This window comes from Actinoalloteichus caeruleus (genome assembly GCF_049311605.1).
GTDB classification, from domain to species: Bacteria; Actinomycetota; Actinomycetes; order Mycobacteriales; family Pseudonocardiaceae; genus Actinoalloteichus_B; species Actinoalloteichus_B caeruleus.
Genome location: NZ_CP186005.1, coordinates 6,014,586 through 6,038,837 on the forward strand (window position 1 = coordinate 6,014,586; position 24,252 = coordinate 6,038,837).

27 protein-coding genes are annotated in these 24,252 nt (G+C 71.3%); 22 read left to right on the top strand and 5 right to left on the bottom strand.

Going from position 1 to position 24,252, the window contains the following annotated elements; translation table 11 throughout:
* The first annotated feature begins 98 nt into the window (after positions 1-98).
* From ACOJVX_RS24990 to ACOJVX_RS25010, 5 genes are all read left to right on the top strand, one after another.
* On the top strand, positions 99-716 hold the full coding sequence (locus tag ACOJVX_RS24990) for a copper resistance CopC family protein (protein WP_026419226.1): 618 nt from the start codon (positions 99-101) through the stop codon (positions 714-716).
* Positions 717-744: 28 nt separating this feature from the next.
* Complete coding sequence (locus ACOJVX_RS24995) at positions 745-1,281, top strand: copper chaperone PCu(A)C (RefSeq protein WP_030106622.1); 537 nt, start codon at positions 745-747, stop codon at positions 1,279-1,281.
* Positions 1,281-2,504, top strand: coding sequence for a Dyp-type peroxidase (locus tag ACOJVX_RS25000; RefSeq protein WP_422647124.1), 1,224 nt, complete (start codon positions 1,281-1,283; stop codon positions 2,502-2,504). Before ACOJVX_RS24995 ends, ACOJVX_RS25000 begins: the two co-directional genes overlap by 1 nt.
* Positions 2,505-2,513: 9 nt before the next feature.
* On the top strand, positions 2,514-3,968 hold the full coding sequence (locus ACOJVX_RS25005; protein WP_026419223.1) for a PepSY-associated TM helix domain-containing protein: 1,455 nt from the start codon (positions 2,514-2,516) through the stop codon (positions 3,966-3,968).
* Between the two features lie 160 nt (positions 3,969-4,128).
* Entirely contained in the window at positions 4,129-4,638 is a 510-nt protein-coding gene (locus tag ACOJVX_RS25010; protein ID WP_418155513.1) for a GNAT family N-acetyltransferase, read from the top strand.
* A gap of 22 nt (positions 4,639-4,660) precedes the next feature.
* Here ACOJVX_RS25010 and ACOJVX_RS25015 read toward each other — a convergent pair whose 3' ends face one another.
* The gene (locus tag ACOJVX_RS25015) at positions 4,661-5,839 is read right to left on the bottom strand and encodes an aminotransferase class I/II-fold pyridoxal phosphate-dependent enzyme (protein WP_026419221.1); all 1,179 of its coding nucleotides are present in this window, start codon (positions 5,837-5,839) and stop codon (positions 4,661-4,663) included.
* Positions 5,840-6,132: 293 nt separating this feature from the next.
* Here ACOJVX_RS25015 and ACOJVX_RS25020 point away from each other — a divergent pair, with 293 nt between their 5' ends.
* Complete coding sequence (locus ACOJVX_RS25020) at positions 6,133-6,309, top strand: hypothetical protein (RefSeq protein WP_016699496.1); 177 nt, start codon at positions 6,133-6,135, stop codon at positions 6,307-6,309.
* Between the two features lie 310 nt (positions 6,310-6,619).
* Here the strand turns inward: ACOJVX_RS25020 and ACOJVX_RS25025 are convergent, their stop codons facing one another.
* Positions 6,620-7,687 carry a GntG family PLP-dependent aldolase gene (locus tag ACOJVX_RS25025; protein WP_051314074.1) on the bottom strand — a complete coding sequence of 356 codons (1,068 nt, stop codon included), beginning with the start codon at positions 7,685-7,687 and terminating at the stop codon, positions 6,620-6,622.
* Positions 7,688-7,827: 140 nt separating this feature from the next.
* On the opposite strand from ACOJVX_RS25025, the gene ACOJVX_RS25030 reads away from it, so the two are divergent.
* The 8 genes from ACOJVX_RS25030 (at position 7,828) to ACOJVX_RS25065 (ending at position 17,662) form a co-directional block, all read left to right on the top strand.
* A complete protein-coding gene (locus tag ACOJVX_RS25030; protein WP_026419220.1) occupies positions 7,828-8,346 on the top strand; it encodes a SigE family RNA polymerase sigma factor in 519 nt (172 codons plus the stop codon).
* A gap of 54 nt (positions 8,347-8,400) precedes the next feature.
* Positions 8,401-9,177 (top strand): hypothetical protein, encoded by a 777-nt coding sequence (locus ACOJVX_RS25035; RefSeq protein WP_155886173.1) that lies wholly within the window; start codon positions 8,401-8,403, stop codon positions 9,175-9,177.
* A gap of 959 nt (positions 9,178-10,136) precedes the next feature.
* Positions 10,137-10,460 carry a DMT family transporter gene (locus ACOJVX_RS25040; protein ID WP_016699500.1) on the top strand — a complete coding sequence of 108 codons (324 nt, stop codon included), beginning with the start codon at positions 10,137-10,139 and terminating at the stop codon, positions 10,458-10,460.
* A 40-nt stretch (positions 10,461-10,500) separates the two neighbouring features.
* Positions 10,501-11,094: a TetR/AcrR family transcriptional regulator gene (locus ACOJVX_RS25045; RefSeq protein WP_026066119.1), complete on the top strand. Its 594-nt coding sequence runs from the start codon at positions 10,501-10,503 to the stop codon at positions 11,092-11,094.
* A gap of 326 nt (positions 11,095-11,420) precedes the next feature.
* Positions 11,421-13,868 (top strand): AAA family ATPase, encoded by a 2,448-nt coding sequence (locus ACOJVX_RS25050; RefSeq protein WP_422647125.1) that lies wholly within the window; start codon positions 11,421-11,423, stop codon positions 13,866-13,868.
* On the top strand, positions 13,865-14,338 hold the full coding sequence (locus ACOJVX_RS25055; RefSeq protein ID WP_422647126.1) for a hypothetical protein: 474 nt from the start codon (positions 13,865-13,867) through the stop codon (positions 14,336-14,338). Before ACOJVX_RS25050 ends, ACOJVX_RS25055 begins: the two co-directional genes overlap by 4 nt.
* 734 nt (positions 14,339-15,072) lie before the next feature.
* On the top strand, positions 15,073-17,274 hold the full coding sequence (gene helR, locus ACOJVX_RS25060) for an RNA polymerase recycling motor ATPase HelR (protein ID WP_418155507.1): 2,202 nt from the start codon (positions 15,073-15,075) through the stop codon (positions 17,272-17,274).
* A gap of 235 nt (positions 17,275-17,509) precedes the next feature.
* Positions 17,510-17,662, top strand: coding sequence for a lasso RiPP family leader peptide-containing protein (locus tag ACOJVX_RS25065; protein ID WP_155886172.1), 153 nt, complete (start codon positions 17,510-17,512; stop codon positions 17,660-17,662).
* Positions 17,663-17,748: 86 nt separating this feature from the next.
* On the opposite strand, the gene ACOJVX_RS25070 is transcribed toward ACOJVX_RS25065, so the two are convergent.
* Complete coding sequence (locus tag ACOJVX_RS25070; RefSeq protein ID WP_245533633.1) at positions 17,749-18,081, bottom strand: hypothetical protein; 333 nt, start codon at positions 18,079-18,081, stop codon at positions 17,749-17,751.
* Positions 18,082-18,180: 99 nt separating this feature from the next.
* Here ACOJVX_RS25070 and ACOJVX_RS25075 point away from each other — a divergent pair, with 99 nt between their 5' ends.
* The 4 genes from ACOJVX_RS25075 (at position 18,181) to ACOJVX_RS25090 (ending at position 21,327) form a co-directional block, all read left to right on the top strand.
* Positions 18,181-19,293, top strand: a complete 1,113-nt coding sequence (locus ACOJVX_RS25075; protein WP_418155506.1) for an asparagine synthase-related protein — start codon at positions 18,181-18,183, stop codon at positions 19,291-19,293.
* Positions 19,294-19,504: 211 nt separating this feature from the next.
* The gene (locus ACOJVX_RS25080; protein ID WP_081715507.1) at positions 19,505-19,777 is read left to right on the top strand and encodes a PqqD family peptide modification chaperone; all 273 of its coding nucleotides are present in this window, start codon (positions 19,505-19,507) and stop codon (positions 19,775-19,777) included.
* Positions 19,778-19,848: 71 nt separating this feature from the next.
* Positions 19,849-20,193: a lasso peptide biosynthesis B2 protein gene (locus tag ACOJVX_RS25085; RefSeq protein ID WP_211215429.1), complete on the top strand. Its 345-nt coding sequence runs from the start codon at positions 19,849-19,851 to the stop codon at positions 20,191-20,193.
* 9 nt (positions 20,194-20,202) lie between these two features.
* A complete protein-coding gene (locus ACOJVX_RS25090; RefSeq protein WP_422647127.1) occupies positions 20,203-21,327 on the top strand; it encodes a protein-L-isoaspartate O-methyltransferase family protein in 1,125 nt (374 codons plus the stop codon).
* 63 nt (positions 21,328-21,390) lie between these two features.
* Here the strand turns inward: ACOJVX_RS25090 and ACOJVX_RS25095 are convergent, their stop codons facing one another.
* Entirely contained in the window at positions 21,391-21,969 is a 579-nt protein-coding gene (locus tag ACOJVX_RS25095; RefSeq protein WP_422647128.1) for a hypothetical protein, read from the bottom strand.
* Positions 21,970-21,974: 5 nt separating this feature from the next.
* Positions 21,975-22,166 (bottom strand): hypothetical protein, encoded by a 192-nt coding sequence (locus tag ACOJVX_RS25100; protein ID WP_418155372.1) that lies wholly within the window; start codon positions 22,164-22,166, stop codon positions 21,975-21,977.
* Positions 22,167-22,241: 75 nt separating this feature from the next.
* On the opposite strand from ACOJVX_RS25100, the gene ACOJVX_RS25105 reads away from it, so the two are divergent.
* The 4 genes from ACOJVX_RS25105 (at position 22,242) to ACOJVX_RS25120 (ending at position 24,056) form a co-directional block, all read left to right on the top strand.
* Positions 22,242-22,487, top strand: a complete 246-nt coding sequence (locus ACOJVX_RS25105; protein ID WP_418155373.1) for a Scr1 family TA system antitoxin-like transcriptional regulator — start codon at positions 22,242-22,244, stop codon at positions 22,485-22,487.
* A 12-nt stretch (positions 22,488-22,499) separates the two neighbouring features.
* The gene (locus tag ACOJVX_RS25110) at positions 22,500-22,700 is read left to right on the top strand and encodes a DUF397 domain-containing protein (RefSeq protein ID WP_418155374.1); all 201 of its coding nucleotides are present in this window, start codon (positions 22,500-22,502) and stop codon (positions 22,698-22,700) included.
* A 170-nt stretch (positions 22,701-22,870) separates the two neighbouring features.
* Positions 22,871-23,410 carry a cysteine hydrolase family protein gene (locus tag ACOJVX_RS25115; protein ID WP_422647129.1) on the top strand — a complete coding sequence of 180 codons (540 nt, stop codon included), beginning with the start codon at positions 22,871-22,873 and terminating at the stop codon, positions 23,408-23,410.
* A gap of 448 nt (positions 23,411-23,858) precedes the next feature.
* Positions 23,859-24,056 carry a DUF397 domain-containing protein gene (locus tag ACOJVX_RS25120; protein WP_418155376.1) on the top strand — a complete coding sequence of 66 codons (198 nt, stop codon included), beginning with the start codon at positions 23,859-23,861 and terminating at the stop codon, positions 24,054-24,056.
* The last annotated feature ends 196 nt before the right edge of the window (positions 24,057-24,252 follow it).

A 24,252-nucleotide genomic window follows, 5' to 3' on the forward strand; every position in this document is an offset into this window, starting at 1 on the left:
CACCGCCCCGGGTGGTGGTTCCCCTCCCAGCGCCGACAGCGTGCGGCGTCTCCTTCTGCCGTCGCTCGCGGCGTACCGGCCGAAGAAAGGTCCCCGTCGTGCCCGTTGTCCTGTCACGTCCACGCGCGCTGCTCCTGGGCGCGTTCCTCACGCTGTGCGCGTTGCTCCTGCCGGTCACGCCGGCCTTCGCCCACGACCAGCTGTTGTCCAGCACCCCGGAAGCGGGGGAACGGCTCGAGTCGCCCCCTTCCGAGGTGGTGATGGAGTTCTCCGGCAACGTCCTGACGATCGGGGCCGCGGTGATCGTGGTCGACGAGGAGGGCCGGGACTGGGCGGCGGGTGAACCCGAACTGGACGGCACCCGGGTCACGGTGCCGTTGGAGGAGGGCATGACCGACGCCGGCTTCGAGATCCGGTGGCGGGTGGTGTCCTCCGACGGCCACCCGGTGAGCGGGATCATCCCCTTCACCCTGGGCGACGGCGAACCGTTGGCCCAGGGCGACGACGGGGCGACCGTGGGGGCCGAGCAGGGGGACAGCACGGGCGCGGGTGACACCGCGGAGGGTCAGACCGACGAACAGGGCGGTGTGCCCCGCGCCGTCCTGGTCGGGGTGATCGGAGCGGCCGTGGCCACGGCCGCCTTCGCCCTGACGGTCCTCGTTCGCCGCCGCCGGGCCCGGCCCGGCGGAACCGACTCCTCGGCCGACGCCGGGTGAGTCGGCAACATCGAAGGGAACACCCCTGATGAACAGTCGGAAGACCGCGTCACTCGTCTCCCTCACGGCCGCGACGGCCTTCGCGTTGGCCGCCTGCGCCTCCACCGACGAGGAGGAGCCCGCGGAGGCCGCTCCCGCCGCCGACGTCATCCGCATGGACGACGCGTGGGTGAAGGCCGCCGAGGAGGGCATGTCCGCCGCCTTCGGCGAACTGGCCAACAGCGGTGACGAGGACGTCACGGTGGTCAGCGTGACCACGCCGGCGTCCACGGTGCTGGAGCTCCACGAGACGGTGGAGAACGAGGCCGGCGCCATGGTCATGCGTGAGGTCGAGGGCGGTTTCGTCGTCCCGGCCAGCGGCTCGCTGTCCCTGGAGCCGGGCGGCGACCACATCATGTTGATGGACCTCACCGGCCCACTGGATGCCGGTGAGGACGTCACCTTCACCCTCACCTTCTCCGACGACTCCACCTTCGAGTTCTCGGCACCGGTGAAGGAGTACTCGGGCGCCAACGAGTCCTACGAGGGCGGCGACTCCGAGCACGACATGGACATGGACCACTGATGGCCGGCGACCGGAGCGCCGACTCCGGTCGCCGTGGCTCGACCCGGCGGCGGTTCCTCCTCGGAGGAGCCGTCGCCGGGATCGGCGCGGCCACGGCGATCGGCGCGGACCACGTGCTCAACCGGCGGCCGGCGGAGGGCGAGCCGGCCGCACCCCTGAACGGGGAGGAGACGGTTCCCTTCCACGGCGTCCACCAGGCGGGGGTGGCGACGCCCGCGCAGGCGCACGCCGTCCTCGTCGCCCTGGACCTGCGGGACTCCACCGACGCGGACGCGTTGCGGCGGATGATGCGCATCCTCAGCGACGACGCCGCCCGCCTCACCCAGGGTGTGCCCGCCCTGGCCGACTCGGAACCGGAGCTCGCCGTCACCCCGGCGCGGCTGACCGTCACCTTCGGCTTCGGCCCCGGTCTGGTCGACCGCGCCGGCGGAACCCGGCCGGAGTGGTTGCGGGCGTTGCCCGACTTCGGGGTGGACCGGCTCCGCCCCGAGTTCAGCGACGGCGACCTGCTCATCCAGGTCGCGGCGGACGATCCGATGACGGTGGCGCACGCGGTGCGGATGCTGCTCAAGGACACCCGGGGCTTCGCCTCGGTCCGGTGGACCCAGCGGGGGTTCCACCACGCCCACGGGTCGGTGCGGCCGGGCACGACGATGCGGAACCTGTTCGGCCAGATCGACGGGACCACCAACCCCCAGCCCGGGACGGAGGAGTTCGAGCGGCTCGTGTGGAACACCGAGGGCTGGTTGGCCGGGGGCACGGGGATGGTGGTGCGCCGCATCCACATGGACCTGGAGGGGTGGGACCGGCTCGACCGGCCTGGCCGGGAGCAGTCCGTCGGCAGGTACCTGTCGAACGGCGCGCCCCTGACGGGCACCGACGAGTTCGACGAACCGGACTTCGAGGCCACCACGCCCATCGGGTTCCCGGTGATCCCCGAGTTCTCCCACGTCCGCCGGGCCCGCAGCGACGATCCGAACGAGAAGATCTTCCGGCGGGCCTACAACTACGACGACGCGCCCTCGGGTTCGGAGATCTCCAACTCGGGGTTGCTGTTCGTCTCGTTCCAGACCGACGTCGACCGGCAGTTCGTGCCGCTGCAACGCAGGTTGGACGAACTGGACCTGCTCAACGAGTGGACGGTGCCGATCGGCTCCGCCGTCTTCGCGATCCCACCGGGGTGCGCGGAGGACGGCTACGTCGGCGACACCCTGCTGGGCTGAGGGGGCGGCATGAGCACGTCCCTCAGCTCCCCGCCCACCAGGGGGGAACGGTCGGCGGCGGGGAGCGGGCGGCGCGGGTGGTTGGGGCAGCTGCTGCGGCGGCTGCACTTCTACGCGGGCATCCTCGTCGGGCCGTTCATCCTCGTCGCGGCGATCAGCGGTGCCCTCTACGCGCTGACCCCGCAACTGGAACAGGCGATCTACCAGCGGGAGCTCCAGGCCCCCGTCAGCGAGGTCCAGCTCCCGTTGGCCGAGCAGATCGAGATCGCCCAGGCCCACGTCGAGGGCGAGGGCGCGACGCTCAGCGCGGTGCGCCCCGCCCCGGAACCGGGCGACACGACGCGGGTGATGTTCGCGGAGGAGGGGTTGGGCCCGAGCGAGTCGCGGGCCGTCTTCGTGGACCCCGGTACCGGTGAGGTCCGGGGTGACCTCACCGTGTACGGGACCAGCGGCGCGTTGCCGGTGCGCACCTGGATCAACAACCTGCACCGGGGGTTGCACCTCGGCGACGTCGGCCGCGTCTACAGCGAGCTGGCGGCCTCCTGGTTGGCGGTCGTCGTCCTCGCCGGGCTCGGCCTGTGGATCGCCCGGGTCCGCCGGTCGCGGTCGAAGCGGGACTTCCTCGTCCCGAACGTCCGGCGGACGGGGCAGCGGCGGTTGTTGTCCTGGCACGCCTCGCTCGGCGTGTGGGTGCTGCTCGGCGCGTTGTTCCTCTCGGCCACCGGGATCACCTGGTCCCAGTTCGGGGGGACCAGCGTGTCGTCGATGCGCTCGGCCCTGGGTTGGGAGACGCCGGCGGTCAGCACCAGCCTTGGCGGAGAAGCCGAGGACGCCGGGGAGCACGACCACCATCACCACCACGGGGTGATCACCGCCCCCACCGGGGATGCGAACCCGGCGACCTTCGACGCCGTCCTGGCGATCGCCCAACGGGTGAACGTCAACACCGGGCTGGTGGAGATCCAGCCGCCGGCCGAGCCGGGCACGGCGTGGGTGGTGCAGGAGATCCAGCGCAGCTACCCGACCGAGGTCGACGCGGTGGCCATCGACGGCACGACGATGGAGGTGGTCGACCGGGTCGACTTCGACGACTACCCGCTGGCCGCGAAGCTGTCCCGGTGGGGTGTCGACATCCACATGGGCACCATGTTCGGGCTGCCGAACCAGATCCTGCTCGTCGGTGTGGCCGGCGGGATCGCGGTGATGGTGGTCCTCGGGTACGCCATGTGGTGGAGGCGTCGACCGACCCGTGAGCCGGGCGCGTTCGGCGGGCGGGCCCCCGGCCGGGGCGCCTTCCGCCGGGCGCCGTGGTGGGGGGTGGCCGCCGTCCTCGCCGTCGCCGGCCTGGTCGGCTGGTGGCTGCCGCTGTTGGGGATCAGCCTCGCGGCGTTCCTCGCCCTGGACCTCGTCCTCGGCGCGGTGGCGCGCCGACGGGAGCGGGACAGGGCGGGCGACGCCGCCTGACCCGGGCCGGGGTTCCCGTCGCCGGCTCCGCCTTCCCGGCGGACCACCGGCGGCGGGCGCCCCACCGGCCCTCGACGGTGGTCGACGCCGCGATGGGACGGCGCTCACGGCGGGGGCGGTCCGGCCCTGGGTGGGGCGGCGAAGCGCCTAGGCTGCTGCCGTGACCAGCTCAGAACCGGCCGTGCCCCCGCTGACGATCGACCGTGACGACCTGTCCCGGCCCCAGGTGCGCGAGCTGGTCGCCGAACACCTCGGCGAGATGCGCGCCACCTCGCCCCCGGAGAGCGTGCACGCCCTCGACCACAGCGGGCTGGTCGCGCCGGACGTGTCCTTCTGGACGGTGTGGGAGGGGGACGCCCTGCTGGGCTGCGGGGCGCTGCGGCGGCTGTCCCCAGTGGCCGGGGAGATCAAGGCGATGCGGACCCGGGCGGAGGCCAGGGGCCGCGGGGTGGCCGCGCACCTGCTCCGCTTCCTGCTCGAGGAGTGCCGCCGCCGGGGCTACCGGGACGTGAGCCTGGAGACCGGCAGCGAGGACTTCTTCGCGCCCGCCCGCCGGCTCTACGCGCGGCACGGGTTCACGCCCTGCCCGCCGTTCGGGGACTACCGGGAGGACCCGAACAGCGTCTTCATGACGCGGCGGCTGGACGTCGACGGGGCCGGCGGCCGCTGACCCCGTCGACGCCGTGCCGTCATCAGGTGAGGGTCGGCAACCAGCCCCCGATGCGGGCGACCGCCTCCCGCATGTCCTCGGTGGCGCCGGCCACCGACATGCGGATCCAGTTCCGCCCCTCGACGGGGTCGAAGTCGACGCCCGGGACCACGGCCGTGCCCGTGTCGGCGAGCAACCGCCGGCTGAACTCCATGCTGTCCCCGGTCAGGTGGGACACGTCGGCGTAGACGTAGAAGGCTCCCTCCGGGGGTGCGATCCCCCGGATGCCCAGGCCGGTCAGACCGGACACCAGCAGGTCGCGGTTCACCCGGTAGCGCTCCACGTGCGCGTCGGCCTCCGCGTAGGACTCGGGGTCGAAGGCGGCCAGCGCGGCGGCCTGCGATATCGCGGGCGGGCAGACCGTGAAGTTCCCGGCGAGGGCGGACACGGCGTCGCGCAACCCCTCCGGCACCAGGGCCCAGCCGAGCCGCCACCCGGTCATGGACCAGTACTTGGAGAAGGAGTGGATGACGACGGGGTCGCGGGAGAACTCCCAGGCCGAGGAGGTGGCGGCGCCGAAGCTGATGCCGTGGTAGATCTCGTCGGACACCAACTGGACGTCGTGCTCGGCGCACCACTCGACGACGGCCCGCAGCTCCTCGCCGGCTAACACCGAACCGGTGGGGTTCGCCGGGCTGGCCAGCACCAGACCCCGCACCGGCCCCTCGACCTCGGACAGCATCTCCACGGTGGGTTGGAACCCGGTGTCGGCGCCGACGGGCAGCTCCACCACCTCGCAGCCCAGCGCGCGCAGGATGTTGCGGTAGGCGGGGTAGCCGGGGCGGGTCAGCACCACCCGGTCCCCGGCCTCGAAGGCGGCCAGGAAGGTCAGCAGGAACGCGCCGGACGCCCCGGAGGTCACGGTCACGGCCTCGGCTGGCACGTCGACCCCGTAGGTGGTGCCGTAGTGCCGGGCGATGGCCGCCCGGAGTTCGGCCGTCCCCAGCTGTTCGGTGTAGCCGAGCGTGCTGCCCTCCAACGCCGAGGCCGCCGCGCGGCGGACCGGGGCCGGGGCGGGCGTGGACGGCTGTCCGGCGGCCAGGGAGATCACGTCACCGCGTTCCCGCTGGCGGCGGGCCGCCGCGTCGAGCACGGTCATCACGTAGAACGGCGGCACCTGGGCCCGGCTGGCCGCGGTGGCCAGACTGCGCTGGGAGGACATGCCCCGAGCCTAGGAGACACCGCCCGGTTCCCGTCCCGTTCGGTGTGGGTGACCGGGGCGCGGGGCGCTCGTGCCGGGCTCGCCCTCGGAGGCGGAGGCGGAGGCGGGGCCTGGCCGACCGGGCGGGGGTGCCCTCCGCCGCCCCCGCGCGCGGTCGCGGGCTCTCCGGGCGCACCCGGAGATTTCCCTGATACCGGGGCGGGACCGTCTCGCGTGCCGGCCGGCCGTGCGAAGCTGGTTTCGACAAGCCGGGGCTTCGCCGACGTCCCGAGAACGCCGTGAGGGAGGCGCACATGTCGACGATTTGGAAGGTCGTCGGAGTTCTGCTGGTGATCTGGCTCGGCCTGGCCGTGTTGGGCGCCGTGTTCAAGGCGCTCTGGTGGCTCCTCATCGTCGGTGCCGTGCTCTTCGTGGGCACCGCCGCGTACGGAGCCATCAAGGGGAGGAACCAGAAGCAGTTGCCCCGATGACCTGACCGGTCACCCGGTCAGGTCGGCTGGCCGGGCCGGTGCCGTGGCCCGGGGTGGCCGGTGGCGGACACCGGTGGCCCTCGCGGCACCGTCGCGGTCCACGACGGCGGCGCGTGGGGCGCTGCCCGTTCGGCGGTGCCCTTTCCGTCCCGGCCGGTGGGCCGGGACCGGGCGTGCGATCCCCGTGGGGAGTGATGAGGTGGGCGGCCGGCTGGCCGCCGGTCCGGCGTCGGGTGGGGTGCGCGCCGACCTCGACGGACCGCGGAGCGGTCCTGCCGGGTCGCGGTGCCGCCCGCCCTCGGCCACCGGGTCAGGACGCGCTGGCGCGGGATGAGCCGAGGGAACGTCCTCCGCTGGGCCGGGTGGCGTCCTTGCCGATCCGCCGCAGCACCTGTTTGATCTGGGCCCTGGTGACGTCGCGGTGCGTCACCATCCGCACCCGGCCGGCCATCGCGCTGGCGTGCACGCCAAGGGCGGTCAGCCTGCTCAGCGTGGTCGGCAGGTCGAGGGTGGTGGCGAGCACGATGTTGGTCTGGGGGGTGTCGACCTGCCAGCCGATCTCCCGCAGGCCGTCGGCCAGCAGCCGGGCGTTCTGGTGGTCCTCGGCGAGCTGGTCGACGCGGTCCAGGGCGACCAGGCCGGCGGCGGCGAGCACACCGCCCTGCCGGACCCCGCCGCCGAGCATCTTCCGGAGTCGGCGCGCCTCCGCCACGAACTCCGCCGAGCCGGCGACGACCGAGCCGACCGGCGCGCCCAACCCCTTGCTCAGGCACACCTGCGCGGTGTCGACGCCCACCGTCAGGGCGGCGGGAGGGACCTCCATCGCCACCGAGGCGTTCCACAGCCGCGCCCCGTCCAGGTGCACCCGCAGTCCGGCCTCCCGCGCCGCCGCGACCAGCACCGCGTGCTCGTCGGGTGCGACGACCGCGCCTCCGGCCGCGTTGTGCGTGTTCTCCAGGCAGAACAGCCTGGTCCGCAGCGCGTAGTAGGGCCCGGCGCTGGCCGAGGCCGCGGTGATGTCGGAGGCGGCGGGCACGCCGGGGGTGACCCACGGCAACGCCTGCGGCATCCCCCCGGCGAGCCATGCCGCCGTGCCCAGCTCGTTGCCGAGGACGTGCGCCAGGTGCGGGGCGAGGAAGCTGTCACCCCGCTGGAGGTGGGCCATCAGCGCGATGGTGTTGCCCATGCAGCCGGACGGCGTCCACAACGCCGCCTCCATGCCGAGCAACTGCGCGCAGCGCTCCTCCAGTTCGCGCATGGTTGGATCACCGTCGAGGACGTCGTCGCCGACGTCGGCGTCGGCCATGGCGGCGCGCATGGTCCTGTCCGGCTTGGTGACGGTGTCGGAACGAAGGTCGATCGGCACTAGTTTGGTCACGAACAGATCACACCACATAGCCTGAGTGGTGCGTCAAAGCATCGCTCGACCCCGCCGGGAAAGCGTCGGAGGGCCGGTGCAACCGTAAGCGGCGGGTGTTACGTCCTGTCATCAGCGGCACGAGGAGCGGAGAGGTCCGCGTGGACCAGCGTGAGGAGGCCGAGTTCGCGGAGTACTTCTCGGCTCGGCGGGAGGCGGTACGACGGATGGCGTACATGCTGTGCGGTGACTGGCACCGCGCCGACGATCTGGCACAGACCGCGTTCGTGGCCCTGCACCGGCGTTGGCGGAAGATCAGGGACCGGAACGCGCTGGACGCGTACGTCCGGCGCACCGTGGTCCGCGCCATGATCGACGAGTCCCGGCGGCCGTGGCGCCGCGAACACACGGTCGAGCGGATGCCCGACGAACCCGTCTCGTCGACGGATCTCGACGATCGGGTCGCGACGCGGGAGGCGCTGCTGCTCGGCCTGCGACAGGTTGCCCCCCGTCAGCGCGCGGTGCTGGTGCTGCGGTTCCTGGAAGGCATGGACGTCGCGGGCGTCGCCGCCGTGATGAAGTGCTCGGAGGGAACCGTGAAGAGCCAGACCGCCCGGGGGCTGGAGGCCCTGCGAGGCGTCCTGGGCGACTCGCTGGACGATCTGAGGTCGGCGTCATGAGACGCGCGACCGTGTGCCCACTCCGGCCGGGTGCCGGTGGGGAGGTGTGCTGTGGTGGATGAACAGCGGATTGCCGGGTTGTTCCGCGAGGCCGCCGGGGCGGAGACCCCGCCCGCCTCGTTCGACGAGGGCGACGTGGCGCGGGAGTCGCACCGGATCACCCGTCGGCGCCGGATGACGGCGGCCGGGGGGTCGGTCTTCGCGGTCGCGCTGCTCGCCGGCGGCATCTCGGTGGTGGGAACCACGCCGTGGCAGAACGACGGTGGAGGTGAGACGGTGGCGGGCCCGCTGGCTAACGGCCAGGCGGACGCCCCCGAGCAGGGGCCGGCGGTGATGGGGCAGCCGCTGGAGGACCAGGAGAGCCGGGCGGAGGCCGAGGACCTACCCGGGACGATGCGGGACGAGGCCGAGCCCGAGCAGCCGACGGACCTCCCGGTGCCGGAGCTGGAGCCGGGTTCCCCGCCGGCCGTGGAGCCGGTGCCGACCGGTTGCGGGGCGGTCGACCCCCAGCTGGCGGCCGCCCTGGCCGAGGCGCTGCCCGATGACGCGGAGGAGCCCGGGCCCGTCGACGCGGCGTGCGTGCCGGACTCCCGGGGCGCCAGCGCCCAGGTGGAGGACGACGGGAACCTGGGCACGGTGTCGGTGGTGCTGGGCCCGCCGGACGTGCCGGCCCCTGTCGTGGAGACCTCACCCGACGGGGAGAGCCACTCCACCCTCGCCGAGGGGGGTGGGGTGCTCACGGTGGTGAGCGAGCCGGCGACGCGGGACGCGGAACCGCCGTTCGTGAACCGCCTCGCCGTGCTCGGGGAGCGGTTGGCCGACCAGTTCTGACCCGTCGGGGCGGGTGCTCCCTGGCCGCACCGGCTGTCTTCGGCCCGTGGGCCGAGCTGATGCCCGCCGGTTCTGGGGGCGGTGTTCTCCTGCTCGGCGTGCGGCGAGGTCACGCATCCCTCCTGGCGGAGGCCGAGCACCGCGCGACCAGCCGTCCAGCGGGTACGGCGGCCCTGGGCGCTCCGGGCGTGAGGGGTTCGGCGACGTCCGGGCGCCCCGTGTCCGCCCACAGGCTCCCCTCCCCCCGCCCCGGTCTCGGCTGACCCTGCCTGGTCCCGCCGGGTCCCGCCGGGTTCCGCCGGGTTCCACCGGGTCCTGCCGGGTTCCACCGGGTTCCACCGGGTTCCGCACACCGCGACCAGCGGCGGTACCAGCCGCTCCCGGACCCCCTCGCTCGTCGGGCCGTCGTGCGGGTCAGGCCGTCGGCGGAGCGGGCCGGGGTCGGCTCTGGTTCCGGAGCGCTCGTCGGGTGCCGACACGACCCCGAGGCCCGAGGCGTCCACCCGCGCTCTCGAACGCGGGTCCACCCGCGCCGGGGGTACAGGGTCAGGACCCCCTTCTCCGCCACGAGCCGTCCCGAGTTCGGGACAGCGGGACAGCGGGACACCACAACCGCGACAGTGGGACACCGGGCCCGGGACAGCGGGACACCGGGGAGGGACCTCCCCGACGGGTCGGCCGCTCCCGACGCCTGATCCGGACCCTCGGCGGTGAGCGCCACACCGCCCGGCTCCTCGGCCGCGCCCCCACCACCTCATCGGCCGCCCCGACGAACGCCGGGAACAGCGCGGGCCCGGTGCGACGGGCGGAGGGCCAGCACCCCGCGATCCACGGATCCCTCGGTGGTGGTGGGGGACGCCACCACGTGGCGGCACCCTGCTACACGGAAAAACTGGTACGGTCGTGCCAAATCAGCGAAACCGCTGGTAGGGAAGCCGGGAGAACGGGGAGGGACCATCGTGGCCTGGGTCGTGCTGATCGTGTCCGGGATCTTCGAGTCGGCATGGGCGATCTCGCTCAAACTGTCGAACGGGTTCACCCGGCTGTGGCCCTCGGTGAGCTTCGCCGTCTTCGCGGTCATCAGCTTCGCCGGCCTGGCGTGGGCGATGCGGGAACTGCCGGTCGGACCCGCCTACGCGGTGTGGGTGGGGATCGGCGCGGCACTGACCGCCGTGATCGGCATGGTCTGGCTCGGCGACGGGGTCTCCACCCTCAAGATCATCTCGCTGCTGCTGATCGTCGCCGGGGTCATCGGCCTGAACCTGAGCGGCGGCGGTCACTGACGGCGGCCGGCCGGTTCCCCGCCTGGCAGGATCGGATGCCATGACCGCAGCAGCCAGCACACCGAAGGGCGAACGTCGCCGTCAACTACTGGTGGCCGCCGCCGCGGAACTCCTCGGCGAGGGCGGGTTCGACGCGATCCGGCACCGCGCCGTCGCCGAACGCGCGGATCTCCCGCTCGCCTCCACCACCTACTACTTCGACTCGCTGGACGACCTGATCGCGGCGGCGGTCGAACACCGGGGGCGCCTCGAACTCTCCGAGGGCCGCCGTCGCCTCGACGAACTGGCGGGCGGCGGCCACGACCGGAGCGAACTCGTGGAGCTGCTGCTGGACCTGCTGCTCGGCACCCCGGCCGGCGACCGCGAACTGGAGTCGATCCTGGTCCGGTACGAACGGTTCGTCACCACCCCCCGCCGGCCCTACCTCGCCCCCCTGATGCGGGCCATGAGCGCCGAGCTGGAGGACCTGATCGCCGAGACCCTGCGACTGGCCGGCGCCCCCTCGGACCGGGACCGGGTCCGGCACCTGATCGCCCTGGTGGACGGTCGGGTCGTCAACGCCCTGATCGAGAGCGAGCCGGACCCGCGCGCACAGGCGAGGCAGCCGCTCCGCGAGCTGCTGCGGGACGGCTGACGGAGGCGCGAGCGCCAACCGCCACGATTCCTCGCGTCGGCCGCCTCGATCGACGCGCCGGCCGTCGCCCCACGGCTTCGGCGGATCATCTCCGTGCCGCCGGCAGACCATTCCGACGGCCGAGGCGCGAATTCCGCGACGGTGTTTCTCGCCGGGACCGGCCGGTGCTCCGTTCGGGTTGACCCCGATCACGAGCCTGTTTCACCTGGTGGCCGAGCTTTCCTCACTTTCGGGTGGAACGCGGGTGAAATCCTCGTGTTCTCCCCGGCTCCACACTCCAATAGGGCACCGCCGACCCGATCACCCGGTGGAAAGGTACGTGCCCGATGGTTGACTCCTCCCTCGTCACTCAGCTGGCCGCCCGCGCCACCGAGGACGACTCGTTGGGAGACCGCGCGAAGGAACTGGTCCTGGCGGCCTTGGAGAGCCCCGACGAGCTGGCCGACCTGCTCTCCACCATCGGTGGAGAGCGGGGCAGCGCGGGCGAGGACACGGTGCGGCCGGTGACGGCCTACCTCCGGGAAATCCGGGTCGAGGGGTTCCGGGGCATCGGATCGGCCACCACGCTCAGCCTGCACCCCGGGCCAGGGCTGACCATCGTGACCGGGCGCAACGGCTCCGGGAAGTCCAGCTTCGCCGAGGGCCTGGAGACCGCGCTCACCGGCGGCACCTTCCGCTGGGGCGGCGAGCCGGAGCGCTCCAAGCAGTCGCCCTGGGCCACCCAGTGGCGGAACCTGCACCACCGGGGCCGCTGTTCGGTGGCCGTCGAGCTGGCCGTCGACGGCGCGGCGGAGAACGTCCTGGTCGGGATCGACTGGGACCGCGACGCCGACTACACCGACCAGCAGCCCTGGACCCAGCCGCGCACCGGGACAGTGCTGGGGAGACGGGTCCCCGGCCGGGACCCGCTCGGGTGGGCGGAGGCCCTGCGCAACTACCGGCCGATCATGTCCTACCAGGAGATGAACGCCCTGCTCCACGCCACCTCGATGAAGCTCCACGAGGCGATCGCCCGGATCCTCGGCCTCGACCGGCTCACCTCGGCCATCAACCACCTCAAGGAAAGCCGCAAGGCGCCGAAGGACGAGGTGGAGCACGCCGACAAGCTGTCTCGGGAGCTGAGGAAGACGCTGGCGGACGTCCCGGACGACCGCGCCCAGCGCGCACGCACCGCGCTGGGGAGGAAACGTGACCTCGAACTGCTCACCTCGCTCGCCACCGGCACCGACGAACGCCAGCAGGAGACCACCCGGTCGCTGCGCATCCTCTCCACCCTCACCGCCCCCGCCGAGGACGAGGTGCGGGACGCGGCCGACACCCTCCGGGCGGCGCACACGGCCGAACAGGAACTCACGGCCCACCGGGCCCGGACCGAGGCCCGGCGTCTCGACCTGCTGCGACAGGCCCTGGAACTGCACGCCGAGCAGGGGGAACGGGACTGCCCGGTGTGCGGGACGGGCCGCCTCGACGGGGAGTGGCGGCGCAAGGCCGAGGACACCCTCCAGGAACACCACCTCGACGCGGAACGGCAACGGCGGGTCGCGGAGCGGACCACCGAGGCCCGCCGGCAGGCGCGGGCGCTGCTGGAATCGGTGCCCACGCCCCCGGCGACCGAGGAGCCCCTCGCCCTCCCGGCCCTGCCCGCCCTCACCGCCGCGACGAACCGCTGGTTCGACGCCCCGACCGAGCTGCCCGCGCTGGCCGACCACCTCCTCGCCCGCCGGCCCGAGCTGGCCGCCGCGATGGCCGAAGTCCGCGAGCAGGCCGCCGCCCACCTCGACGAACGCGAGGAACGCTGGGCACCCGTCGCCCTCGAACTGTCCCGCTGGCTGGACGCCAACAAACGCGCGGAACCCCACAGGGAGGTGGTGCGCGCCGCCGACCAGGCCGTGAAGTGGCTGGAGAGGAACGAGACCACGATCCGGGACGAGCGGGTCGCCGAGCTGTCGGGCGAGATCCAGGAGGTCTGGGCGAGCCTCCGACAGGAGAGCAACGTCAGCCTGGGCAACCTGACCCTGAAGGGCCGGCACACCCGCCGCACAGTTCGGTTCACCGCAGGCGTGGACGGTGAGGAGGGCTCCGCGCTCGGCCTGACCAGCCAGGGCGAGTCCCACGCCCTCAGCCTCTCGCTGTTCCTCCCCCGCGCCACCGCGCCGTCCAGCCCGTTCCGGTTCGTCGTGCTCGACGACCCGATCCAGGCCTTCGACCTGTCCAAGATCGACGGGTTCGTGCGGGTGCTGGAGCGGATCGCCCAGGACCGCCAGGTGGTGGTCTTCACCCACGACGACCGCCTCCCCCAGGCCGTGCGGACCCTGGGAGTGGAGGCCCGTGTCATCGAGGTCACCCGGGGCATGAACTCGGCGGTCAAGGTGCGGCCTTGCCCGAGCCCGGCGTTCCGGCACGTCGAGGACGCCCGGGCGTTGGTGAAGGACCCGGCCCTGCCCGTCGAGGCGCTCCACCTCGCACTACCGGGGATCTGCCGGTTGGCGGTGGAGTCGGCCGCCAAGGACCTCCACGACCGCCACCAGTCCAGGCAGGGCATGTCCCGCGAGGAGCGGGAACGGCGTTGGGAGGAAGCCAGGTTGACCCGGGAGCGGGTGACGCTGGCTCTCGGCGGGCAGGACGAACTCAACGACTGGTGCGGTCGTTCCCCCTCGCGGAACCAGACACTGGCCCTCTGCAACGGACAGGTGCACAAGGGCCTCTCCCTCGGCCCGGAGGCCGCGGTCAAGGGTCTGGAGGAGTTCGTGGCGGCCCTGGGGAAGCTGGCGTGAGCGACACGGAGGACGTGCCCGCCGGGAGGGCACTCGGGCTGGCGCGGGCTCTCGCGGCGGGTCGGTTCGGACTCGGGCCGGGCGTCGCGCTGCGGGGCTCCGCGTTCCTCGGCCGCTACGCGCTGGAACAGGTCCTGAACCAGCTCTGGGTGCGGGCCGACCTGCCCCTGCGCACTGACGGGAGACCCACGACGCGGTCGAGGCTCCTCGTGCTCGGCGAGCTCCACCCCGAGATCGCCACGCCGATGAGCCGGGCGTGGCAGGGGCTCTCCCGCGCCTGCCACCTGCACGCCTACGAGCTGACGCCGACCGTCGGGGAGATCCGGTACCTGCTCGGCCTCGTCGAGGAGGTGCTGGTCTCCACGCGGATGCCCTCGGCTCACGACAAGCCCGGTCGCGAGGTGCCCGGAACCGGGGAGGCCGTCCCGCGCGTGGCCGTGGCCGCGCGGCGGGGGGAGCGGACCGCCTGAGGCCGAGCCGCGCCGGCACCGGCGGTCCGAGGACCCGACGTCCGGCCCGCGATCTCGGCACGCTCGCCCACACCTCGACGTCGGTCAGATTCGTTGGTGCGCGTTCCCCCGTCGTCGCCACGCACGCCGCTGACCTGCTGCCGAGCCAGACACGTGCGCCGGGGGCCGCCCAGCCGCCGCGCGGTGCGCGCGCACGGGCGGCGCGAGCGACAGCGCGGATGTGGGCGGGGCAGCACGACCTCAGGGCGCCCGAACGGTCGTGCCAGGCGGACCAGGGAGAACGAGCGCGAACGCGACGAAGCGGCGGGCGGAGTCACCACGAGGAATGGACGCGGGCGGCGCGAACACACCAGCTGCACACCGGGAACACGGCTCCGCTCCCCGCCAAGTTCAACATATAGCGCACCCGGGGTCTTGCGGCAAGACCCCGGTGATGCTCCAGAATCGCCCGGCCGAAGCCAGCAGCCGTGGACACTGGCGGGGAGGCGTGGCCGTGCCGCCGTCGACGGACGGACGCACGGCGACGCCGAACCCGAGTGCCACCCACCGCGAGCGGACGGCACGACGAGGCGGATCCGTGGCCGCGACCAGACGCGTCACCTCGGGAAACGCCTCCTCGTGGCCCCGAGGGTGGGATCGGCGCGGGGCGAACGGGCAGGGGGAACCGGCGGCTCCTCCGGGCACGCGAGGAAACCGCCGAGGCTCACACCATCTCCAGGCACTGTGAGGGGAACGTGTCAGTTCAGGGGTACGAGGACGAACTGCGATCAGAGCGGGCGTACGTGGCGGGGCTGTACGCGCGGCTCGACGAGGAACGGGAACGGGCGACCGCCGAACACCAGGCGGCGTTGGCCGGCGACGGGGGATCGCCGATGGAGCGTGACGTGCGGGTGCGCGCCGCCGGCCGGGAGATCCGGCGGTTGGCGGTGGCCGACGGCGGGCTGTGCTTCGGCCGGTTGGACGCCGTGACCGGCGAGCGCACCTACATCGGGCGCATCGGGATCCTCGACAGGGACGACGACTACACGCCGCTGCTGCTGGACTGGCGGGCACCCGCGTCCCGCGCGTTCTACGTGGCCACCGCCGCGAACCCGGAGAACATGCGCCGGCGCCGGCAGTTCCACTCGCGCGGACGCCACCTGGTCGGCTTCACCGACGAGGTGCTCGGCCGACCGGGTGGGGACGAACGGGGGGACGCGGCACTGCTCGCCGCCGTGAACGCCCCGCGCGGCGAGGGCATGCGCGACATCGTGGCGACCATCCAGGCCGAGCAGGACGAGATCATCCGGCTGGACCACCCCGGGGTCCTGGTGATCGAGGGCGGCCCGGGAACCGGGAAGACCGTGGTGGCCCTGCACCGCGTCGCGTACCTCCTCTACACGCGACGGGACCGGATGGAACGCCACGGCGTGCTCGTCGTGGGCCCCAACCCGGCGTTCCTGAACCACATCAGCCGGGTGCTGCCGTCGCTGGGCGAGTCGAACGTGGTGTTCACGACTCCCGGCGGCCTCGTGCCCGGTCTCCGGGTGGCCGCCGAGGACACTCCTGAGGTCGCGCGGCTGAAGGGTTCACTCCGGATCCTGGACGTGTTGGCGGCCGCGGTCGCCGATCGGCAACGGCTTCCCGAGCGGCCGCTGCCGATCGAGCTGGAGGACGTCACGGTGCGGATCGACGCCGAGACGGCGGAGTGGGCCCGCCAGGAGGCGCGGGCCAGCGGCCTCCCGCACAACGAGGCCCGCGCGGTGTTCGTGGAGATCGTCACCTACGTGCTCACCGAACGGGCGATCGCCCGGATCGGGAAGGGCTGGCTGACCAGGGACGACAAGGAGGCGTGGGAGGACATGCGGGCGGACCTGCTCACCGAACTCGCCGAGCACGCGGGTTTCACCGCCGCCGTCGACGAACTGTGGCCGGTGTTGACCCCGGAGACCCTGCTCACGCCGCTGTACACGTCGCCGGAACGGCTGCGGGCGGCCGGCGCGGACCCGGCGCTGCTGCGCTCCGACGGGGAGGCGTGGACGGTGTCGGACGTGCCGCTCCTCGACGAACTGGTCGACCTGCTGGGCCGGGACCCGGCGGCGGCGCGGGCCGAGCGGGCGGCGGACCGGGAGCAGCGGGCGGAGGCCGAGTACGCGGCCGGCGTGTTGGAGATCCTCCAGACCGAACGCCACGACCTGATGGACGACGAGGACCACCTGCTCGCCCAGGACCTCCTGTACGCGGAGGACCTGGCGGACCGCTTCGTCGAGGGCGACACCCGGGATGTCGCCGAGCGGGCGGCGGCCGACCGGAACTGGACCTACCGGCACGTCGTGGTCGACGAGGCCCAGGAACTGTCCGAGATGGACTGGCGGGTGTTGATGCGGCGCTGCCCCAGCAGGTCGTTCACCGTGGTCGGTGACCTGGCGCAACGCCGGTCGGCGGCCGGGGCGACCTCGTGGGAGGCGGTGTTGGAGCCGTACGTGCCGGGCCGGTGGGCGTACCGGCCGCTGGCGGTGAACTACCGGACGCCGGCCGAGATCATGTCCGTCGCGGCGGCGCTGCTCGCGGAGTTCGCCCCCGGGGTCCAGCCACCGGAGTCGGTGCGCGCCTGCGGTGTCCGCCCCTGGTCACGGCGGGTCACCGAGGCCGAGTTGCCGGCCGCGGTCGAGGAGTTCGTCCGGGACGAGGCGGGCCGGGAGGGCACGAGTGTGGTGATCGGGCCGCCGGGCGTTCCCGGCGCGGTGCCGGCGTCGGAGACGAAGGGGCTGGAGTTCGACGCCGTCCTGATCGTGGAGCCGGGGCGGATCCTCGCCGACGGCCCGCGTGGAGCGGCGGAACTGTACGTCGCGCTCACCCGCGCCACCCAGCGCCTCGGCGTGCTGCACCAGGGCCCGCTGCCCACCGTGCTCGGTGGCCTCGTGGAGGTCGAGGCCCACGCCCCGGCCAGGGGGTGAGCCCACGCGCCACCGGGGCGGGGCGGCGCGTTGGGCTCCTGGGCGCCAGATGCTCCAGACCGGATGCCACTGGGCGTACCAGCTACACGGACCGGCGGAGGAGGAACCAGAGGCAGGGGCGGTCCCTCAAAGAACCAGGCAAACTACTGTCACGGTACGTGTATAATAGGTTACTATGAGTATTGCGTGGGGTCGCGCCACGTCGGGACATGTTCGATCGTGACAGGGGCTGCCGATGACCAACGATGAATCGTCCGATACCGCTGGTCTGGAGCCGTACGAGCCACCAGAGTTGACGGTGGTTGGTGATTTCGGGTGTGTAACAAGGGGTAACTACAGCAGGCCACACTCAGACGACGGTGATGCTGGTGGCTACTGGTCGCCATGACCGCGACGAGGGAACGAGGTAGTGCAGGTCGGGTTCGTTGGTGGTGCGCGTTGCCCGACTTGGATCACTGCGAACCAGTCGCACGATCACTGTTGGCCGAAGCCGGCCCTGCGGCGGCACACGCTTCTGGTCGACCGTGGTTGATGGTGAACCACAGGAATGGAGACGATCTCCGCACGGTTTTCTTCGGCGCGATACGTGTGGCGGTAATCGGCAGCTGCCTGGTTGATTCGGCGCAGCTGCGAAAGAATGTTGAACGTTCGGCCCGACGGGGTGACTTCGATGCGTTGACATCCATGCGTGGCAGCTACCACCTCGTCATCAGCGGTCCCGACGGGATGGTGGTATTTGGTGACGTGACGGGTTTCCGAAGGGTTTACACCTGCCACATCAACAAGGCCACCGTGGTTTCCAACCACGCGGACGTGCTACGCCGCCTGATCGATGCGCCAGTGTCACGGACCTGGCTTGCCGCGCGGTTAACCTCCCCAGATATGCCCAGCCCGATACGAGAGTCAATGACCCCGTTCAACGGAGTTCATGCGCTGGCACCGGGACACCGACTCTCGCTCGGCCGGAACGTCGCCCGCACTGGCCGGTACTGGGTACCGCCCGCGGCGACCAATCCCTGCGCTCAAGGCGCTCCGATCCTGGCAGAAGAACTTCGTACCGCAGTCGCCGGCCGCATGCGCGCCTCAGCCAGCCCGACAAGTGTCCAACTGTCTGGGGGCATGGACTCCACCACACTCAGCTGCCTGGCAGGAGAAGCCCTTAGCGATCGATCGAGGCTGCTGCTGGTGACGTCAGCGTCGTCGTCACCAGCGAACGACGACTTGATGTGGGCACTTCGCGTTGGCAAGCACCTCGCCCCAGCCAAGCACGTGGTACTGGATGCCCAGCGAACTCCACTGTTCTTCGACGACCTACCGACAGCGATAGGCGGAATGGACGAACCACCACCGTTCGCAGCCGCATCGGCGCGGGTCCGCCACCTCGCCGAGCTGCTCGCCGATCGAGGCGTGCGCTTACATCTCAACGGGCAGGGCGGTGACGAAGTCCTACTTCCGCCGTTAGCGTACCTCCGACACACACTGCGCAGGCGCCCTCGGCTCGGGTGGCGGCATTTGCGTGGCCATGCGGCGCTCCGGGACTTCTCCCTAACCCAACTGTTGCGGGCAGTAGTGTCCCTCCCCTCCTACCCACGCTGGTTGTGGCGGGCAGCCCGCTCCCTCAGGACCGAGGCTGGTGCGGAATACGACGCGGTCGGATGGGAGGCACAACCTCTGCTACCTCAGTGGGCGAGCGGTGACGCCGAACGACTCGTCCGTTCCGCCATACTCGATATCGCACCAGCTCCGCTCGCAGAGCACAGCACTCATGCCACCCTGGTACGGATACGGTCCACTGCCTACCGCTCCTCCTTGTACCGGGACGCGCTAATGGCGCATGGTGTGCCCGCTGAGTTCCCGTACTTTGACCGATCGGTGGTGGAAGCGGCTCTGTCGGTCGTCCCATGGGATCGCGTCGATCCCTGGCAACCCAAGCCCTTGCTACGAACTGCGGTCGCCGACACCGTGCCAGCGCCACTGCTCGCACGACGCACCAAGGCACACTACAACGACGACATCTAACGTGGTTGGTCCACCAATCAGCATCGTGCGATCGAGCTGTTCGACCAGTCGCTGCTGGCTGAGTTGGGCCTGGTCAACGAGGACGTTCTACGCGGCTGCCTGCGATCCTTCAGACCGTCAGGTCTGGCGCCTAGGTTCCTGTCCGACACCATCGCCTGCGAGGTCTGGCTCCGCAGCCTGGCTCCACCGTTCGCTCGACAGGAGGTCAACCATGAGCACATCTAAAACTAAGGTGCGTTTGGCTCGACGCGTCACGAGCACGCCCGTCGGCGACGGGCTGACATTGTTGGATGAACGACGCGGTGTGGTTTACCACTTGAACGAGACTGGAGCGATAGCCCTGTCAGCGCTCCTGAGGGATGGGCACGAGTCGGCTGTGACCGCGCTCTGCACACGTTATGCCACTACGGCCGCAGTAGTTCAGCATGACGTCACTCGGCTTCTTGACACGCTTCTCGCACGTCGTCTGGTGGTTAATCTGTGAGTGCCCCAGTCGCGTTGTACCCACCGCACCGACTATCGGTGGGTGAACGCTGGTGCGGGCGGGTGGCTGTCGTGGCAGCCGCCCTGCTGCTGACAGCCACGCAGGCCCGCCCACACCGCATCCGTCGTGTTCTCGGCGTGCTCCGCCGCAGCACGCGCGAAGCAGATCTCTCCCATGCCCAACGGGCCTTTGAGATCGTTACGACGGTCAGCCCACGTTGCGCCGGTGGGCACCACTGTCTGCACCGCTCCCTGGCCGTCCTCCTGGCGTGCCGACTACGTGGCCTGCGGGTCACCTGGCGAGTCGGGTTCCGCTCCCCACCACCACAAGCTCACGCATGGGTCGAAGTGAACGGCGAGCCCCTGTGTGAGCCGGTGGATCCACGCAGGATCTACACGCCGTCGATCACCGTCTGAGAGGACACCGTGTCCGTGCCCAAGACACTCCAGACCAGGCTTGTCGAGTTCGCCGCTTCGCTGCGTAACGCCGGTGCCATCCGATCAGCCGACGTCGAGCACGCGTTCTCCACCGTGGCGAGGCATCGCTGCGTCCGCGAGTTCCGCCATGGACCGACGCGAATCCGCGTGTCCCAGCACGAACTCCCCAGCGACGAGGTTCTTGACCTCATCTACTCGCACAGGTCGCTGTTGACCAGTACCGGGCAGGATGGTGACCCGCCGTCGTCGTCCTCGGCACCGACCCTGATGGCTCGGATGCTCGACGCTCTCGACCTCCGTCCGGGCATGCGCGTGCTGGAGATTGGGGCAGGCACCGGCTACAACGCCGCGTTGATCAGCGCCATAACGGGTGGTCCCGTGGTCACTGTCGAGGCAGGGGAGGCGACAGCCCAGAGTGCTGCCGAGTCGATCCGCCGACTCGATCTCGAGCACCGGGTCAGAGTCGTTCACGGTGACGGCTACCTCGGCGCACCATCCGAGCCGCCGTTCGACCGTGTCGTCGTCACCTGCGGGGTGGCTGGGGTCTCTCCGCACTGGCTGGACCAGCTCGTACCTGGTGGCCTGATCCTCGCACCGGTCGCGCACGGCGGCGTGCACCCAGTCCTGGCGGTCCGCAGCGGCGGCGACGTGGTGAGCGCCAAGGTACTCCTGTGGGCAGACTTCATGCCGGCTGCCGGCCCCCTGCGACCGGCCGACTTGGTCAGCCACGACCCAGCCGACTACCTCCCGTCCGCCCCGGCCACCCGGATTGCTGATGCCAGCCCCGCTCGGGGGAACGCCGACTACCACGACCTGTGGGTCTTCCTCGCGGCTCACGATCCGAGGATCACCCGCGCGTACATGGCCGACGACTCCGTCAACACCGCCGCGGGTGCCTGCGCACTTCGCACACCCCGTGGGACCGCCTGGGTACAGGACGACGGCAGCATCACGTTCACGGGTGAGTCGCGGGTTCCGGAGGAACTGCGTTCCCTCGTTCGAGCCTGGGTGAGCTCGGGCCGGCCAGCGCTCACACGGTTCACCGCCACCTTGTCGCTCACCATGAGCAAGCAACCCCTCTGGGTGCCATGCAAGTGGATGGTGTCCTCGTGACGTTCCACGAGCGGGCCTCAAGCTGATCATGTCGAGCCACGGGCGCTGGGGCGGGACAGCCCGTCACTGGCTGGATGGGACGGCGGAGGCGGTGTCCGGGCCGAGGACGCTGGACGGATGTGGGCCGATGCGGGCCCAGTCGGCGTGCTTGAAGCTGACCCGACCCACATAGCTGACGTCCAGCTCGACCTCGGGTTCCCAGGACCACAACCGCACCCGCGCCCACGCCGGGACGCGTCGGCGGCGGCGTTTCAGCGTGGTCGGCGGAGGAACGAAGTCCCGCACCCGCCACCGCCGGGCCAGGTCCCGCATCTCGGCGATCGTGTGAGTGGAAAGGTCGTCGAACTCGGCGTAGTGCCGCACCACCGCCCCGCAGAGCACCGTCCGCCGGTGGTCGAAGGTACCCACCAGGTAGCGCAGGCCGGGGGCGACGAGGGGACCGTGGCCGGTGTCGAGGTCGACGTGACCGTAGAGGCGGCCCACGATCGGGGTGCGCACCGCGCACCGGGTGATCCACGCCCCGGTGATCCCATCACGGGCGGCCGCGTCCTTGTCCGCTGCGGTTGGGTGGGCGGGAACCGTGCTGGTGGGCCTGGCTCCCGACGAGGCCAACAGACGGCCGGGATCAGACGTGTCGTTCACGATGGTCACGTCCCGCTGAGCACGGGGTCGGGCAGCAACTGGGACGTGAGGAGGAACCCCTCACCGGCCTGGTCCTCGGCGGTGTGCCGACACCGCAGCGGCCCCCGGGGCGGCTCGGGGAGCCCGTCGGGGCCGGGAGCGGGGTCGCGGGGCAGCAGGTAGTACAGGCGGCCGGCCGTGCTGACCTCCGAACGCATGGCGTCGGTGCCCAGGGCGGCCAGGACGACCTGGCCCCGGAACCCCCAGGCCCGCAGGGCCTGGGGGCCGAACGCGTGCGGCTCCAGATCCTATCGCGAGCAGCAGGTGCTTACACCCCGCTTGGCACGTCCTTCATGCTGCTGGACGTAGGGGACCCCGTGACCACGTTTGCCTACACCGAGACGTTCGTCAGCGGTCAGTGGTACGACGGGCCGCCCTACTTGGAGAAGTTCGCGGCAGCGTTCGAACGGGTCGTCGCCCAATCGCTGACCGAGGACGAAAGCCGTGCCCTGCTCCAGGAAAGCTACGAAGAGATCTAGGAGATGAGCTGAATGGAACGTTCCCCGCAGGACATTACCAACTGGCGGAAGTCGAGTCGGAGCAGCAACGGGTCTGACGACTGCGTCGAGGTCGGCGGTGCGCCGGGCCTCGTCGGCATCCGCGACACCAAGAACCGCGCCGGTGGCACCCTCGTCATCAGCCGCGAGGCCTTCAGCAGCTTCCTCACGGCGATCAAGGCCGACCGCCTCTGACAACCGCAGCCCGCCGGCCAACCACCCACCCGGCCGGCGGGCACCCCGCCCAGCCGTCAACGCGAGCCCTACCCGAGACGGCCACGGACGAGCTTGGTCACCGTGCTAGGCCAAACAGGGGCGCCGGCGTACCACGTCGATTCATAGCCGCCCCTCGGGGAGGAGCTGCCATGACTGACGTACTTCTTGTCATCGACATGCAAAACGGGTTCATCAGTCCGAAGTCCGAGCCGGTGATCGACCACGTAGTACGCCTAGTGCGGCGATGGGACGCCGCACGTCGGCCCATTGTGTTCACGTGTTTCCGCAACGTTCCAGGCAGCCAGTACGAGCGCCTCATCGGCTGGACCCGACTTCAAGGCAGTCCCGAAACCGACATCGTTCCGGAACTGGTCCCCTACGCCGCCCGACACCACGTCATCAACAAGACCTACTACTCGACCTTCACCGAGGAGTTCACGGCGCTCGCATCCGCGCGGGGCTGGACGCGCTTCACCATTGCCGGTATCGCCACCGAGAGCTGTGTGATGAAGACCGCCGCCGACGCCTGGGAGCTGGGGCACACCCCGGTGGTCGTCCACGACGCCTGCTACTCCCATGCCGGTGAGGAGGCGCACCAGGCAGGGCTGCTGGTGCTCCGGCGCTTCGTCGGCCGCCGGCAGATCAGCAGCATCGACGAGGTCTGCGCGGCACTTCCCACTCCCGCGTGACACTCGCCCACGGTCTCCGCTCGTGACCGGTACGTCCGGACCTTCAGCGGCCACTCCCGGCCCAGCGACGCCGCGAGCGAAGCGGGACCTTCGACTCACTAGAGGATGACCTCACTCGGCGCACTCGGCGCCGCTTGTCGCCGGACAGGGGCGGCACCAGCGTTCGACCGCAGGTGCGGGTCCTTCCTGGCCCCACCCGGCCAACCACCCACCGGGCCGGCGGGCGCCCCGCCGGGCTCTCAACGCGAGCCTTACCCGAGACGGCTACGGAGGAGCTTGGTCACCGTGCTAGGCCATACAGGGGCGGCGGCGTACCGAGTCGACTGATAGCCAACCCTCCGACGGACAGGCAAGCTGGGTACCTGTCCCTACTTGCCGAACCGGGAGCCCACGCGGGTCGCACCACACCTCCCGGCCGACATGGTTCCCCTCGCCGAGGACGTGGCACATGAACGCTGACATGACCCTGACCAACTGGCGGAAGTCGAGTCGGAGCAGCAACGGCGCCAACGACTGTGTCGAGGTGGGTTCCACGTCGACCGTGGTGGCTGTGCGGGACACGAAGAACCGTGCTGGCGGGACGCTGCTCTTTGACCGCGAGGTGTTCGCCGCCTTCGTCGGCTCCCTGAATCGGGACGGCGTCTGAGCTGGCTGCCCGCTCGGCCCGCCGCCCCGGTCCACGTTGTGCGCGTGGATCCGTTCGACGAGTTCCCTATACCCGGTACGGAACGCACGCCGTGGCTGATGTTGACCGAGAGCACCGGGTGGGGGCGGTGGACACGTTCGCTCCTCGCGGTGCGGGCAGCCCCCGACGGTAACCTTGGGAATTCCATTGGTATCCG